The following is a 15,013-nucleotide window of genomic DNA, read 5'->3' as shown; positions in this document are numbered from 1 at the left end:
GCGGCAGCGAATCATTTATGAGGTCATAAATGTCGTTGCCGCACCTTTCTCTGACGGATGCTCGTCATCTTCACCTTGCCGCTCAAGGTCTGCTGAAAAAAACACGCCGCCGGGCATCTCCTGCCGATATTCTTGCCACCATTTCGCGCATGTCTTTATTGCAAATCGATACCATCAATATTGTGGCGCGCAGTCCTTACCTGGTGCTGTTCAGTCGTTTAGGTGATTATTCCCCGCAATGGCTGGATGACTCGTTACGGCAGGGTGAACTGATGGAGTACTGGGCGCACGAGGCCTGCTTTATGCCGCGCAGTGACTTTATGCTGATACGCCACCGCATGCTGGCGCCGGAGAAAATGGGCTGGAAATATAAAGCGGCGTGGATGACAGAACATGCCCATGAGATTGAGCAGTTACTCCAGCATATCCATCATAACGGGCCGGTACGCTCAGCCGATTTTGAACATCCCCGTAAGGGGGCTAACGGCTGGTGGGAATGGAAGCCGCATAAGCGACACCTTGAAGGACTGTTTACTGCCGGGAAAGTCATGGTGGTGGAGCGGCGTAATTTCCAGCGAGTCTATGATTTAACCCATCGCGTCATGCCGCATTGGGATGATGAACGTGACAGGCTTTCACAAGAGGAAGCCGAAATTCTCATGCTGGACAACAGCGCCCGTAGTCTGGGGATTTTTCGCGAACAATGGTTGGCAGACTACTATCGTCTGAAGCGTCCGGGGTTAAAAAACTGGTGTGATGTGCGCAAGGAACAGCAACAAATTATTCCGGTCGACGTTGAAGGGCTGGGAACCCTGTGGTTGCATAGCGATCTTCAACCGCTGCTTGAGCAGGCATTGGCGGGTAAATTAACAGCAACGCATAGCACGGTTTTATCGCCGTTTGATCCGGTGGTCTGGGATCGCAAACGGGCAGAGCAGCTATTCGATTTTAGCTATCGGCTGGAATGTTATACGCCAGCAGCGAAACGACAATACGGTTATTTTGTCCTGCCGTTGCTGCATCGTGGACAGTTAGTGGGGCGGATGGATGCCAAAATGCACCGTAAAACAGGTGTACTGGAGGTGATTTCGCTATGGTTACAGGATGGGGTCAAACCTGGTGTTACTCTGCAAAAAGGGTTGTTCCAGGCGATTGATGATTTTGCCCGCTGGCAGCAGGCAACGCGCGTGACGCTGGGGCGCTGCCCCGAAGGTATATTTGCTGGCGTACGTCATGGTTGGGAAATAGCCCCAGCCCGTTAAGCGATTATGTTAATATTTACGGATTCACAATCCGGTCCATCTGGAGGAACTATGGATCATCGTCTGCTTGAAATCATTGCCTGCCCGGTATGCAATGGCAAACTCTGGTTTAACCAGGAAAAACAGGAACTAATTTGTAAACCGGATAACCTTGCTTTCCCACTGCGTGATGGCATTCCCGTTTTACTGGAAACCGAAGCTCGTGTTCTGACTGCGGATGAGAGTAAATCATGAGTTTTGTGGTCATTATTCCTGCGCGTTATGCGTCCACCCGTTTGCCGGGCAAGCCACTGCTGGATATCAACGGCAAGCCGATGATCGTGCATGTGCTGGAGCGTGCGCGTGAATCTGGCGCTGAGCGCATTATCGTTGCCACCGATCATGAAGATGTCGCTCGTGCGGTAGAAGCGGTGGGAGGGGAAGTTTGCATGACCCGGGCCGATCACCAGTCTGGTACCGAGCGTCTGGCGGAAGTCGTCGAGAAATGTGGCTTTAGCGATGATACCGTTATTGTGAACGTTCAGGGTGATGAGCCGATGATCCCAGCGGTCATTATTCGTCAGGTGGCCGAAAATCTGGCGCAACGCCAGGTTGGCATGGCGACCCTTGCGGCTCCCATTCATAGTGCGGAAGAAGCATTCAATCCGAATGCGGTTAAAGTCGTTCTGGACAGCGAAGGCTATGCGCTCTATTTTTCGCGCGCAACGATTCCCTGGGATCGCGACCGTTTTGCCAAAAGCCTGGAAACGGTAGGCGATACCTTCCTGCGTCACCTCGGTATTTACGGTTATCGCGCCGGTTTTATTCGCCGCTATGTTAACTGGCAGCCCAGCCCGCTTGAGCATATTGAAATGCTGGAGCAACTGCGTGTGCTGTGGTACGGCGAAAAAATTCACGTGGCCGTCGCTAAAGAAGTACCGGGTACTGGCGTAGACACTGCTGAGGATCTTGAGCGCGTTCGCGCTGAAATGCGTTAGTTTTTCTCATGGCACTCCACCCATAATACCGCCTATTTTTGGGAGGAGTGTCGTATCGTTACGTTTTCCCTGTGCTTTTCTTTTCATCAATTGATCTCATCCGGGTGACATCTGTCTGCGCGACGCTCATTATGAAAGCAGTAGCTTTTATGAGGGCAATCTGAAATGGAACAGTTGCGTGCCGAACTCAGCCATCTGCTGGGTGAAAAACTCAGTCGTATTGAATGCGTGAATGAGAAAGTGGATACCGCTCTGTGGTCACTGTACGACAGTCAGGGTAATCCGATGCCGCTGATGGCGAGAAGTTTCACCACGCCGGGGATGGCGCAGCAGCTGGCATGGAAAACCTCTATGCTGGCGCGCAGTGGCACGGTACGTATGCCGGTCATTTATGGCGTCCTAACGCATGAGGAGCATCCCGGTCCTGATGTGCTCCTGCTTGAGCGTTTACGTGGCGTGCCGGTGGAAGCGCCTGCCCGAACGCCCGAGCGCTGGGAACATTTAAAAGATCAAATCGTAGAAGGTTTGCTGTCATGGCATCGGCAGGACAGCCGCGGCTGCGTGGGTGCGGTGGATAACACGCAAGAGAACATCTGGCCGTCCTGGTATCGCCAGCGTGTCGAGGTATTGTGGAGCACGTTAAATCAGTTCAACAATACTGGGCTGACGATGCAGGACAAGCGGATTCTGTTCCGCACCCGTGAATGTTTACCCGAGTTATTTGCCGGATTTAATGATAACTGCGTGCTGATCCACGGCAATTTCAGTTTACGCAGCATGCTCAAAGATGCGCGTAGCGATCAGCTCCTGGCGATGGTGGGACCGGGCTTGATGCTATGGGCGCCAAGAGAATATGAATTGTTCCGCTTAATGGACAATGCGCTGGCGGAAAGCCTGCTTTGGCAATATCTGCAACGCGCGCCAGTGGCGGAGTCATTCATCTGGCGGCGCTGGTTGTATGTGTTATGGGATGAGGTGGCGCAACTGGTCAATACCGGACGCTTTAATCGTTCCAACTTTGATCTGGCGACAAAATCCCTGCTGCCGTGGCTCGCCTGATCAACACGTGAACACCGTATCCGGCCTGGAATTCTGCGCTGACCCGTAGGCCTGATAAGACGCGATAGCGTCGCCATCAGGCAATATTTCGGTCAATGTCCCGCTCCCTTCAGCCACTGCCAGATGCGCCCCAGCGTTTCGTATCCGGCACGATCGCTGTGCATCAGCCAGACCGGCGAGGGAATTGCCCGCTCCCATGGATTAAGCGGGGAATCAATCGCTAACTGATTGGCAGGTGCTGGCAGCGGATGTAGACCGGCCTGTTGGAAGAAAATCATGGCACGCGGTAAGTGCGACGCGGAGGTCACCAGCAGAAACGGCGCGTTGCCGATGGCCTGCTTTACTGCCGCTGCTTCTTCTTCAGTATCTTTGGGGTGATCCAGCGTGATGATGTCACCAGGCGGCACCCCCAGCGACTGCGCTACGCGGGCACCAGCTTCCGCGGTACTAACGTTATTCGTTTTTGCGGCGGCACCGGTAAAGATAAGTTTCGACCCTGGATTCGCGCGCCATAGGCGAATACCTTCATTCAGGCGTGGAAGGCTATTGTTAATCAGGTTTGAACTCGGCGCCCACTGAGGGTTCCAGGTATATCCCCCGCCCAGCACCACAATGTATTCCACTTTTTGCGTATCCTGCCAGGTGGGATAGCTGTCCTCAATGGGCTTGAGCAGACTGTCGGCGACGGGTTGTAAACTCAGGAGTAATAGCGCCAGCCAACTCAGGCTGATACACACTTTCCCTGTTTTTTGAAAGCGGCTAAACCAGACCAGCGCCAGGCCAATACCCATCATTGTTAGCATCAGTGGAAGCGGCAGCATCATACCGCCAATCACTTTCTTCAGCGTAAAAAGCATCCTTTTTGGTTCCTTTTTTAACCATACAGCAGGGGATCTGCAGGGATATTACACCAGGAAGGTTCATTCTCGGCGCGGGTGTGACAAAATAGCGGTTTTACTTAGTCACCCTAAAGCCAGTATGTGGAGAGCCCGATGCGGGATCGCAATTTTGATGACATTGCAGAAAAGTTTTCCCGTAACATTTACGGCACCACCAAAGGCCAATTAAGACAGGCTATTCTTTGGCAGGATTTGGATCGATTATTGGCGACATTCGGCGAGCAGCAATTGCATATTCTGGATGCTGGCGGCGGTGAAGGGCAAACGGCCATCAAGATGGCGGAACGTGGGCACTTCGTGACATTATGCGATCTGTCAGGCGAAATGATCGCCCGTGCGCGACAGGCGGCAGAGGTAAAAGGTGTGAGCGGAAACATGCATTTCATACAATGCGCCGCTCAGGACGTTAGTGCGCATTTGGAAACCCCGGTTGATCTGATATTGTTTCATGCTGTGCTGGAATGGGTGACGGATCCCGTCAGCGTGTTGCAGACGCTGTGGTCAGTATTGCGTCCCGGCGGCGCGCTGTCGTTAATGTTCTACAATGCTAACGGTCTGTTGATGCATAACATGGTCGCAGGGAACTTTGACTATGTGCAGGTGGGGATGCCGAAACGTAAAAAGCGTACGCTTTCACCGGACTACCCACGCGATCCGGGGCAGGTTTACCAGTGGCTGGAACAGATCGGTTGGCAGATAACAAGTAAAACGGGCGTCCGAGTGTTTCATGACTATCTGCGGGATAAGCATAAACAACATGACGACTATGAAATGTTACTTGAGTTAGAAACGCGCTATTGCCGCCAGGAACCGTATATCAGCCTTGGGCGCTATATTCATGTCACCGCGATTAAAAGTCCGGCCCGAGCCGCAGATGCAAGGATAACCTATGAGTGAATTTTCCCAGACAGTCCCCGAACTGGTTGCCTGGGCCAGAAAAAATGACTTCTCCATCTCTCTGCCGGTAGACAGACTTTCGTTCCTGCTGGCGGTCGCCACTCTGAACGGCGAGCGACTTGACGGCGAGATGAGTGAAGGTGAGCTGGTGGATGCGTTCCGCCATGTGAGTGATGCGTTTGAGCAAACCAGCGAAACCATTGGCGTACGTGCTAACAACGCGATTAACGATATGGTGCGTCAACGTCTGCTGAACCGCTTTACCAGCGAGCAGGCGGAAGGCAATGCCATATATCGTTTAACGCCGCTCGGGATTGGCATCACGGATTACTACATACGTCAGCGCGAATTCTCTACGCTGCGTCTTTCAATGCAACTGTCGATTGTTGCAGGCGAACTGAAGCGCGCGGCGGATGCGGCAGCGGAAGGCGGCGATGAGTTCCACTGGCATCGCAATGTTTACGCGCCATTGAAATATTCGGTGGCGGAGATTTTCGACAGTATCGATCTCACCCAGCGCATCATGGATGAACAGCAGCAGCAGGTGAAAGACGATATCGCGCAGTTGCTGAACAAAGACTGGCGGGCGGCGATTTCCAGCTGTGAACTGCTGCTTTCTGAAACTTCCGGGACGCTGCGCGAACTGCAGGATACGTTGGAAGCGGCGGGGGATAAGCTACAGGCAAACCTGCTACGAATCCAGGATGCCACGATGGCGCATGACGATTTGCATTTTGTCGACAGACTGGTGTTTGACTTACAAAGTAAGCTCGACCGAATTATCAGTTGGGGCCAGCAGTCTATTGATTTGTGGATCGGTTACGATCGCCATGTGCATAAGTTTATCCGTACCGCGATTGATATGGATAAAAACCGCGTCTTTGCCCAGCGTTTGCGCCAGTCCGTGCAGACTTATTTTGACGATCCATGGGCGCTGACTTATGCCAACGCCGACCGTCTGCTGGATATGCGTGATGAAGAGATGGTCCTGCGTGACGAAGAGGTCACCGGTGAGCTTCCGACAGATCTGGAATATGAAGAATTTAACGAGATCCGTGAGCAACTGGCGGCGATCATCGAAGAACAGTTGGCTATCTACAAATCCAGACAAACGCCACTGGATCTCGGTTTGGTAGTGCGCGAGTATCTGGCGCAATATCCACGTGCGCGTCATTTCGACGTCGCGCGTATTGTTATCGATCAGGCGGTACGTCTTGGCGTAGCGCAAGCAGATTTCACCGGACTGCCAGCCAAATGGCAGCCGATTAATGATTACGGAGCCAAGGTACAGGCGCATGTCATTGACAAATATTGAACAAGTGATGCCGGTAAAGCTGGCGCAGGCGCTGGCGAATCCGTTATTTCCGGCGCTGGATAGCGCCTTACGTTCGGGCCGACATATCGGCCTGGATGAACTGGATAATCATGCCTTCCTGATGGATTTTCAGGAATATTTTGAAGAATTTTACAGCCGCTATAACGTGGAACTGATCCGCGCGCCGGAAGGATTCTTCTACCTTCGTCCGCGTTCAACGACGCTCATTCCGCGTTCGGTTCTGTCCGAACTGGACATGATGGTGGGTAAAATTCTTTGCTATCTCTATCTCAGCCCGGAACGCCTGGCGAATGAAGGGATTTTTACCCAGCAAGAGTTATACGACGAGTTGTTGACGCTGGCGGATGAAGCGAAACTGCTGAAGCTGGTGAACAATCGTTCAACCGGTTCGGACGTTGACCGTCAAAAGCTACAGGAAAAGGTACGTTCTTCGCTAAACCGTCTGCGTCGCTTAGGTATGGTGTGGTTTCTGGGTCACGACAGCAGCAAATTCCGTATTACGGAATCGGTCTTCCGCTTTGGCGCGGACGTACGCACCGGTGACGATCCGCGCGAAGCACAGCGTCGCTTAATTCGTGATGGCGAAGCGATGCCGGTCGAGAACCGCCTGCAGCTTAACGATGAGCCCGAAGAGAATCAGCCGGACAGTGGAGAAGAAGAATAATGATTGAACGCGGTAAATTTCGCTCACTTACGCTGATTAACTGGAATGGCTTTTTTGCCCGTACGTTCGACCTGGATGAATTGGTCACCACGCTGTCCGGTGGTAACGGTGCGGGAAAATCCACGACCATGGCGGCATTTGTTACGGCGCTCATCCCGGATTTAACCCTGCTGCATTTCCGTAATACCACCGAAGCCGGTGCGACCAGCGGTTCACGTGACAAAGGTCTGCACGGTAAGCTGAAGGCGGGGGTCTGTTACTCAATGCTTGACGTCCTCAACTCCCGCCATCAGCGCGTGGTTGTCGGCGTTCGTCTGCAACAGGTTGCCGGTCGCGATCGTAAAGTGGATATCAAGCCGTTTGCCATTCAGGGGCTGCCGATGTCGGTGCAGCCCACTCAGTTGGTTACGGAAACGCTGAACGAACGCCAGGCGCGCGTCCTGTCTCTCCCTGAGCTGAAAGAAAAGCTTGATGAGATGGAAGGCGTGCAGTTTAAGCAGTTCAACTCGATAACGGATTATCACTCGCTGATGTTCGATCTGGGCATCATTGCCCGTCGTCTGCGCTCTGCGTCCGATCGTAGTAAATTCTATCGTTTGATTGAAGCCTCGCTGTATGGCGGTATCTCCAGCGCTATTACTCGCTCGCTGCGTGATTACCTGCTGCCAGAAAACAGCGGCGTACGCAAAGCGTTCCAGGATATGGAAGCCGCGCTGCGTGAAAACCGCATGACCCTGGAAGCCATTCGCGTAACCCAGTCTGACCGCGATCTGTTTAAGCATTTGATCAGCGAAGCGACCAACTACGTGGCAGCGGATTATATGCGCCATGCCAACGAGCGCCGTATTCATCTGGATAAAGCGCTGGAATATCGTCGTGAACTGCATACCTCACGCCAGCAGTTGGCTGCTGAGCAGTATAAGCACGTGGATATGGCGCGCGAACTGGGCGAGCACAACGGCGCGGAAGGCGATCTGGAAGCTGATTACCAGGCAGCGAGCGATCACCTCAATCTGGTGCAAACCGCGCTGCGTCAGCAGGAAAAAATTGAACGCTATGAAGCGGATCTCGAGGAATTACAGATCCGTCTCGAAGAACAAAATGAGGTCGTCGCGGAAGCCGTTGACCGCCAGGATGAAAACGAAGCCCGCGCGGAAGCCGCTGAGCTGGAAGTGGATGAGCTGAAAAGTCAGCTTGCCGATTATCAGCAGGCGCTGGATGTCCAGCAAACGCGAGCTATCCAGTATACCCAGGCGATTCAGGCGTTAAGCCGGGCCAAAGAGTTGTGCCACTTACCGGATCTGACAGCCGACAGCGCTGCCGAATGGCTGGAAACCTTCCAGGCCAAAGAGCAGGAAGCCACAGAAAAACTGTTGACGCTGGAACAAAAAATGAGCGTGGCGCAAACCGCGCACAGCCAGTTCGAACAGGCTTATCAGTTGGTGGCGGCGATTAACGGCCCACTGGCGCGTGGTGAGGCCTGGAGCGTGGCGCGTGAACTGCTGCGGGAAGGCGTTGAGCAGCGTCACCTGGCGGAACAGGTTCAGCCGTTGCGTATGCGTCTTAGCGAACTGGAGCAGCGTCTGCGCGAGCAGCAGGACGCCGAGCGGCTGTTGGCTGAATTCTGCAAACGCCAGGGTAAACAGTTCGATATCGATGAACTGGAAGCGCTGCATCAGGAGCTGGAAGCGCGCATCGCCGCCTTGTCGGACAGCGTATCGTCAGCCAGCGAACAGCGAATGACGCTGCGTCAGGAACAGGAACAACTGCAGTCGCGTATCCAGCATTTGATGAAACGCGCGCCGGTCTGGCTGGCCGCGCAAAATAGCCTGAATCAACTTAGCGAACAGTGCGGCGAAGAGTTTACCTCCAGCCAGGACGTGACCGAGTATTTGCAGCAATTGCTGGAGCGCGAGCGTGAAGCCATTGTTGAGCGCGATGAAGTTGGCGCGCGCAAAAACGCGGTTGATGAAGAAATTGAACGTTTAAGTCAGCCGGGCGGGGCGGAAGATCAGCGTCTGAACGCGCTGGCGGAACGCTTCGGCGGCGTGCTGCTGTCAGAAATTTATGACGACGTTAGCCTTGAAGATGCGCCGTACTTCTCCGCGCTGTACGGTCCGTCGCGCCATGCTATCGTGGTGCCGGATCTGTCGCTGATTACCGAACAGCTTGAAGGACTGACGGATTGTCCGGAAGATCTCTATTTTATCGAAGGGGATCCGCAGTCGTTTGATGACAGCGTTTTCAGCGTTGATGAGCTGGAAAAAGCGGTGGTGGTGAAAACCGCCGAACGTCAGTGGCGTTATTCCCGCTTCCCGACGGTGCCGATTTTTGGCCGCGCCGCGCGCGAAAGCCGTATCGAAACCCTGCATGCCGAGCGTGAAGGGCTGTCTGAACGTTTCGCCACGCTCTCTTTTGACGTCCAGAAAACCCAGCGTCTGCATCAGGCGTTCAGCCGCTTTATCGGCAGCCATTTGTCGGTGGCGTTTGAAGCCGATCCAGAAGCGGAGATTCGTCAGTTGAACAGCCGCCGCGTTGAGCTGGAGCGTGCGCTGACCAATCATGAAAATGATAACCAGCAAAGCCGTATGCAGTTTGAACAGGCGAAAGAGGGGGTCTCTGCGCTGAACCGCCTGCTGCCGCGTTTAAATCTGCTGGCCGATGAAACGCTTGCCGATCGCGTGGACGAAATTCGTGAGCGTCTGGATGAAGCTCAGGAAGCGGCGCGTTTTGTGCAGCAGCACGGCAATCAGTTAGCCAAACTGGAACCGATGGTTTCGGTTCTGCAAAATGACCCTGAGCAGTTTGAACAACTGAAGGAAGATTACGCCTATTCCCAGCAGATGCAGCGTGATGCGCGTCAGCAGGCGTTTGCGCTGACAGAGGTCGTACAACGTCGGGCGCACTTTAGCTATTCCGATTCAGCCGAAATGCTGAGCGGCAACAGCGATCTGAACGAAAAACTGCGCCAACGCCTGGAACAGGCGGAAGCTGAACGTACCCGAGCTCGTGAAGCGCTGCGCAGCCACGCCGCGCAGTTAAGCCAGTACAACCAGGTCATGGCGTCGCTGAAAAGCTCCTATGACACTAAAAAAGAACTGCTCAACGATTTACAACGTGAACTGCAGGATATCGGCGTTCGTGCTGACAGCGGTGCGGAAGAGCGTGCTCGTATTCGTCGGGATGAACTGCACGCGCAGCTCAGTAACAACCGTGCGCGCCGTAACCAGCTGGAAAAAGCGCTGACCTTCTGCGAAGCGGAGATGGACAACCTGACCCGCAAACTGCGCAAACTGGAACGCGATTATTTTGAGATGCGCGAACAGGTAGTCATGGCGAAAGCCGGCTGGTGTGCCGTGATGCGTATGGTGAAAGACAACGGCGTTGAACGCCGTCTGCACCGTCGCGAGCTGGCATATCTTTCTGGTGATGAACTGCGTTCAATGTCGGATAAGGCGCTCGGCGCGCTGCGTCTGGCGGTGGCGGATAACGAACACCTGCGTGATGTGTTGCGCATGTCTGAAGATCCGAAGCGCCCGGAGCGTAAAATTCAGTTCTTTGTCGCGGTTTATCAGCATCTGCGTGAACGTATTCGTCAGGATATTATTCGTACCGACGATCCGGTGGAAGCGATTGAACAGATGGAGATCGAACTGAGCCGTCTGACGGAAGAATTAACCTCGCGTGAACAGAAGCTGGCGATCAGCTCCCGCAGTGTGGCGAACATCATTCGTAAGACGATTCAGCGCGAACAAAACCGTATTCGTATGCTGAACCAGGGGCTGCAAAACGTGTCGTTTGGTCAGGTCAACAGCGTGCGTCTGAACGTCAACGTGCGTGAAACGCATGCCACCTTGCTGGACGTACTTTCCGAGCAGCATGAACAGCACCAGGATCTGTTTAACAGCAACCGTCTGACCTTCTCTGAAGCACTGGCGAAGCTGTATCAGCGACTGAATCCGCAGATTGATATGGGGCAACGCACGCCGCAAACCATTGGCGAAGAGCTGCTGGACTACCGTAACTATCTGGAAATGGAAGTCGAGGTTAACCGTGGATCTGACGGTTGGCTGCGTGCTGAATCTGGCGCACTGTCCACCGGTGAAGCGATCGGGACCGGGATGTCTATTCTGGTGATGGTTGTGCAAAGCTGGGAAGACGAAGGTCGCAGACTGCGTGGGAAAGATATCTCGCCATGCCGACTGTTGTTCCTTGATGAAGCCGCACGACTTGATGCCCGCTCCATCGCGACCCTGTTTGAACTGTGCGAGCGTTTGCAGATGCAACTGATTATCGCGGCACCGGAAAACATCAGCCCGGAGAAAGGCACCACCTACAAACTGGTGCGTAAAGTCTTCCAGAACACCGAGCACGTTCACGTGGTGGGGCTACGCGGATTTGCCCCGCAGTTACCTGAACCACTGCCGGGAACTGAAGACGCTTCCTCACAGGCAAGCTAACGAAGAAGGCGGCTAAATAGCCGCCTTCTGCTTTTCTGAAAAGCACGTAATGCCTGGTGTGATTTCTTTAGACTTCTTTACATTAGGTTAGGCAAAAACTATTTGATGTTTATATACTAAAGGTAAGCCTAACGCATCGCAGGCTTGCTCGTCATACTTCAGCGTGTATTGGCGTTTTACAGGTCCGACCCCAACTAACTTAGGGGGAATGCATACGGCCTGGCTATTCAAAGTATGATAAAGAAAACAGGGGGCAAGGGATGTTGCTTAATAAAATGTGTGGTCGTCGGCTGTCGGCAATCAGTTTGTGCCTGGCCGTAACATTCGCTCCACTGTTCAATGCGCAGGCCGATGAGCCTGAAATGATCCCTGGCGATAGCTCAGCGTCCGTCAGTGAACAGCCTACGGCGTTATCGCAACCGCAGGTTCAATCTTCCGCCACTGCTATTATGGCGGGTATTCAACCGCTGCCAGAGGGCATGTCTGCCGATAAGGCGCGCGCCGACTTACAATCTCAACTTCCAGCGGGCTTCACGCCGGTATACATGAGTCAGTTGGAGCTGCTGTACGCTGCGCGCGATATGAAACCGATGTGGGAAAATCGTGATGCGGTAAAAGCATTTCAGCAACAGTTAGCCGAGGTGGCGATTGCTGGTTTCCAGCCGCAATTTACCACTTGGGTCGCATTGCTGACTGACCCGGCGGTAACCGGTCAGGCGCGAGACATCGTGCTTTCTGATGCCCTGATGGGATATCTGCACTTTATCGCGAATATTCCTGTCAAAGGTAATCGCTGGCTCTACAGTAACAAGCCCTATGCGCTGGCAACTCCGCCGATTTCCGTGATCAACCAATGGCAGGTGGCGCTGGATAATGGCCAGCTGACGTCGTTTATTGCCAGCCTGGCGCCTCAGCATCCGCAGTATGCAGCCATGCATGAATCGTTGCTAAAACTGGTGAGCGATACGCGTCCCTGGCCGCAGTTAACCAGTACCGCGACGCTGCGTCCTGGCGAGTGGAGTAACGACATCCCCGCGTTGCGTGAAATTTTACGCCGTACCGGGATGCTCGAATCAGTCGTCAGTACGGCTGCTAAAGAAGGGCGTAGCGCTTACGGCAGTGAACTGGTCGAGGCGGTGAAGCGGTTTCAGACCTGGCAGGGGCTGGGGGCTGATGGCGCAATTGGACCCGCGACGCGTGACTGGCTGAACGTAACGCCCGCGCAGCGTGCGGGGGTGCTGGCGTTGAATATTCAGCGTTTGCGCCTGCTGCCGAGTGACTTATCTACCGGGATCATGGTCAATATTCCTGCCTACTCGCTGGTCTATTACCAGAACGGTAATCAGGTGCTGGCCTCCCGCGTCATCGTCGGGCGTCCCGATCGTAAAACGCCGATGATGAGCAGTGCGCTGAATAATGTGGTCGTGAACCCGCCGTGGAACGTCCCGCCGACGCTGGCACGAAAAGATATTCTGCCTAAGTTGTGGAATGATCCGGGATACCTTGAGCGTCACGGCTATACCGTAATGCGCGGCTGGAATAGCAAAGAGACGATAGATCCGTGGCAGGTTGACTGGGCGACCATCACCGCATCCAATCTGCCGTTCCGCTTCCAGCAGGCGCCGGGCGCGCGTAACTCACTCGGACGTTATAAATTTAATATGCCGAGTTCAGATGCTATTTATTTGCACGATACGCCGAATCACAATCTGTTCCAGAAAGATACGCGGGCGCTTAGTTCAGGCTGCGTGCGTGTGAATAAGGCATCTGAGCTGGCGAATATGCTGTTACAGGATGCGGGATGGAATGATTCGCGCATCTCGGACGCCCTGAAGCAAGGGGATACACGGTACGTGAATATTCGCCAGAATATTCCGGTCAATCTCTACTACCTGACCGCGTTTGTGGGAGCGGATGGTCGGACGCAGTATCGTACAGATATTTACAATTACGATCTGACAGCGCGATCCAGCGCACAAATTGTGTCAAAAGCCGAACAATTAATCAGATAAATGAAGCAGTTCGAGGAAAATGATTGTCGTAAGTTATGTCGGAAACGGGGCAAAATGGCTGTAAGCCCCGTATTTCCTGGGGTTGGGAGCCTTGACGTGGACTACTTAGCCAGATAAGGTTTCCCGCGTGCGCTAGAGCATACATACGATAACATTGACCTTGTAGATCTTAATACCATGGACAAATTTGACGCTAATCGCCGCAAACTGCTGGCGCTTGGTGGCATTGCCCTCGGCGCTGCCATCCTGCCTACGCCCGCGTTTGCCACACTCTCTACCCCACGTCCGCGTATCTTGACTCTGAATAACCTGCATACCGGTGAGTCAATAAAAGCAGAGTTTTTTGATGGCAGGGGCTATATTCAGGACGAATTAGCTAAACTTAACCACTTTTTCCGTGATTTTCGGGCCAATAAAGTGAAATCCATTGACCCGGGATTGTTTGACCAACTCTTCCGTCTGCAGGGCCTGCTGGGCACGCGTAAACCCGTACAGCTGATCTCTGGCTATCGCTCAATCGATACCAATAATGAACTCCGTGCGCGCAGCCGTGGTGTCGCTAAGAAAAGCTACCACACGAAAGGCCAGGCTATGGATTTCCATATTGAAGGCATCGCATTAAGTAATATTCGCAAAGCTGCGTTATCTATGCGCGCAGGTGGTGTAGGATACTACCCCAGCAGTAACTTTGTGCATATTGACACCGGACCTGCACGGCACTGGTGATCCGTAAGCTTAATGAAACAGGAGCTGTATGAACTATCGTATTATTCCGGTCACTGCATTTGCCCAGAACTGCTCGTTAATCTGGTGTGAGCAGACTCGTCTGGCCGCGCTGGTCGATCCCGGCGGCGATGCCGGGAAAATCAAACAGGAAGTGGATGCCAGCGGTCTGACGCTTATGCAGATCCTGCTCACTCATGGTCATCTTGACCACGTTGGGGCGGCGGCTGAACTGGCACAGCATTATGGTGTCCCGGTTATTGGCCCGGAAAAAGAAGATGAGTTCTGGCTACAGGGGCTGCCTGCTCAGAGCAGGATGTTTGGCCTGGGAGATTGTGAGCCGCTGACGCCCGATCGCTGGTTGAATGAAGGCGACCGGATAAGCGTGGGCAATGTGACGTTACACGTACTGCATTGTCCGGGCCACACGCCGGGGCATGTGGTCTTCTTTGATGAGCAGTCAAAATTACTGATTTCGGGTGACGTGATTTTCAAAGGCGGCGTAGGACGCAGCGACTTCCCGCGCGGCGATCACAGCCAATTGATTGATTCGATTAAACGTAAACTGTTGCCGTTGGGCGATGACGTGACGTTTATTCCGGGCCACGGTCCACTTTCTACGCTGGGTCACGAACGGTTGCATAACCCGTTCCTGCAGGATGAAATGCCTGTCTGGTAAAAGCGCAGATAAATAAAAAGGCCGCGATTGCGGCCTTTTTTATGC

12 protein-coding genes are annotated in these 15,013 nt (G+C 53.6%); 11 read left to right on the top strand and 1 reads right to left on the bottom strand.

Annotated elements, in window-relative coordinates:
• Positions 1-29 precede the first annotated feature (29 nt).
• The 4 genes from AC534G_RS16210 to AC534G_RS16195 all read left to right on the top strand — a co-directional run bounded on the left by AC534G_RS16210 (position 30) and on the right by AC534G_RS16195 (position 3,298).
• Positions 30-1,262: a winged helix-turn-helix domain-containing protein gene (locus AC534G_RS16210; RefSeq protein ID WP_110498500.1), complete on the top strand. Its 1,233-nt coding sequence runs from the start codon at positions 30-32 to the stop codon at positions 1,260-1,262.
• A 51-nt stretch (positions 1,263-1,313) separates the two neighbouring features.
• On the top strand, positions 1,314-1,496 hold the full coding sequence (gene ycaR / locus AC534G_RS16205; protein WP_038639323.1) for a protein YcaR: 183 nt from the start codon (positions 1,314-1,316) through the stop codon (positions 1,494-1,496).
• Positions 1,493-2,239 (top strand): 3-deoxy-manno-octulosonate cytidylyltransferase, encoded by a 747-nt coding sequence (gene kdsB, locus AC534G_RS16200; RefSeq protein WP_038639327.1) that lies wholly within the window; start codon positions 1,493-1,495, stop codon positions 2,237-2,239. Before ycaR ends, kdsB begins: the two co-directional genes overlap by 4 nt.
• A gap of 165 nt (positions 2,240-2,404) precedes the next feature.
• Positions 2,405-3,298 (top strand): YcbJ family phosphotransferase, encoded by an 894-nt coding sequence (locus tag AC534G_RS16195; RefSeq protein ID WP_069323251.1) that lies wholly within the window; start codon positions 2,405-2,407, stop codon positions 3,296-3,298.
• A 92-nt stretch (positions 3,299-3,390) separates the two neighbouring features.
• Here the strand turns inward: AC534G_RS16195 and elyC are convergent, their stop codons facing one another.
• Positions 3,391-4,155, bottom strand: coding sequence for an envelope biogenesis factor ElyC (elyC, locus tag AC534G_RS16190; protein ID WP_110498499.1), 765 nt, complete (start codon positions 4,153-4,155; stop codon positions 3,391-3,393).
• A gap of 135 nt (positions 4,156-4,290) precedes the next feature.
• Between elyC and cmoM the strand changes: the two genes are divergently transcribed.
• From cmoM to AC534G_RS16155, 7 genes are all read left to right on the top strand, one after another.
• A complete protein-coding gene (cmoM, locus tag AC534G_RS16185; protein ID WP_110498498.1) occupies positions 4,291-5,094 on the top strand; it encodes a tRNA uridine 5-oxyacetic acid(34) methyltransferase CmoM in 804 nt (267 codons plus the stop codon).
• Entirely contained in the window at positions 5,087-6,409 is a 1,323-nt protein-coding gene (gene mukF, locus AC534G_RS16180) for a chromosome partition protein MukF (RefSeq protein ID WP_038639340.1), read from the top strand. Before cmoM ends, mukF begins: the two co-directional genes overlap by 8 nt.
• A complete protein-coding gene (gene mukE / locus AC534G_RS16175; protein WP_038639343.1) occupies positions 6,390-7,094 on the top strand; it encodes a chromosome partition protein MukE in 705 nt (234 codons plus the stop codon). Before mukF ends, mukE begins: the two co-directional genes overlap by 20 nt.
• Positions 7,094-11,554: a chromosome partition protein MukB gene (gene mukB / locus AC534G_RS16170; protein WP_069323255.1), complete on the top strand. Its 4,461-nt coding sequence runs from the start codon at positions 7,094-7,096 to the stop codon at positions 11,552-11,554. The genes mukE and mukB overlap by 1 nt, the downstream gene beginning before the upstream one ends.
• Positions 11,555-11,814: 260 nt before the next feature.
• A complete protein-coding gene (gene ldtD / locus AC534G_RS16165; RefSeq protein ID WP_110498496.1) occupies positions 11,815-13,566 on the top strand; it encodes a L,D-transpeptidase in 1,752 nt (583 codons plus the stop codon).
• 177 nt (positions 13,567-13,743) lie between these two features.
• A complete protein-coding gene (gene mepK / locus AC534G_RS16160; RefSeq protein ID WP_003831948.1) occupies positions 13,744-14,292 on the top strand; it encodes a peptidoglycan L,D-endopeptidase MepK in 549 nt (182 codons plus the stop codon).
• Positions 14,293-14,320: 28 nt separating this feature from the next.
• Positions 14,321-14,968, top strand: a complete 648-nt coding sequence (locus AC534G_RS16155; RefSeq protein ID WP_038639351.1) for an MBL fold metallo-hydrolase — start codon at positions 14,321-14,323, stop codon at positions 14,966-14,968.
• Positions 14,969-15,013 lie beyond the last annotated feature (45 nt).

The sequence above is a fragment of the Citrobacter sp. CRE-46 genome, assembly GCF_059615875.1.
The sequence above is the reverse complement of the archived record's forward strand: the minus strand, read 5'-3'. Positions and strand labels throughout refer to the sequence as shown.

Excerpts from the sequence above, each read along its gene's own strand:
- ycaR (WP_038639323.1), top strand. The coding sequence starts at position 1,314 with ATGGATCATCGTCTGCTTGAAATCATTGCCTGCCCGGTATGCAATGGC.
- cmoM (WP_110498498.1), top strand. The coding sequence starts at position 4,291 with ATGCGGGATCGCAATTTTGATGACATTGCAGAAAAGTTTTCCCGTAAC.
- elyC (WP_110498499.1), bottom strand. The coding sequence starts at position 4,155 with ATGCTTTTTACGCTGAAGAAAGTGATTGGCGGTATGATGCTGCCGCTT.
- mukE (WP_038639343.1), top strand. The coding sequence starts at position 6,390 with ATGTCATTGACAAATATTGAACAAGTGATGCCGGTAAAGCTGGCGCAG.
- AC534G_RS16155 (WP_038639351.1), top strand. The coding sequence starts at position 14,321 with ATGAACTATCGTATTATTCCGGTCACTGCATTTGCCCAGAACTGCTCG.
- mukF (WP_038639340.1), top strand. The coding sequence starts at position 5,087 with ATGAGTGAATTTTCCCAGACAGTCCCCGAACTGGTTGCCTGGGCCAGA.
- ldtD (WP_110498496.1), top strand. The coding sequence starts at position 11,815 with ATGTTGCTTAATAAAATGTGTGGTCGTCGGCTGTCGGCAATCAGTTTG.
- kdsB (WP_038639327.1), top strand. The coding sequence starts at position 1,493 with ATGAGTTTTGTGGTCATTATTCCTGCGCGTTATGCGTCCACCCGTTTG.
- mepK (WP_003831948.1), top strand. The coding sequence starts at position 13,744 with ATGGACAAATTTGACGCTAATCGCCGCAAACTGCTGGCGCTTGGTGGC.
- AC534G_RS16195 (WP_069323251.1), top strand. The coding sequence starts at position 2,405 with ATGGAACAGTTGCGTGCCGAACTCAGCCATCTGCTGGGTGAAAAACTC.
- AC534G_RS16210 (WP_110498500.1), top strand. The coding sequence starts at position 30 with ATGTCGTTGCCGCACCTTTCTCTGACGGATGCTCGTCATCTTCACCTT.
- mukB (WP_069323255.1), top strand. The coding sequence starts at position 7,094 with ATGATTGAACGCGGTAAATTTCGCTCACTTACGCTGATTAACTGGAAT.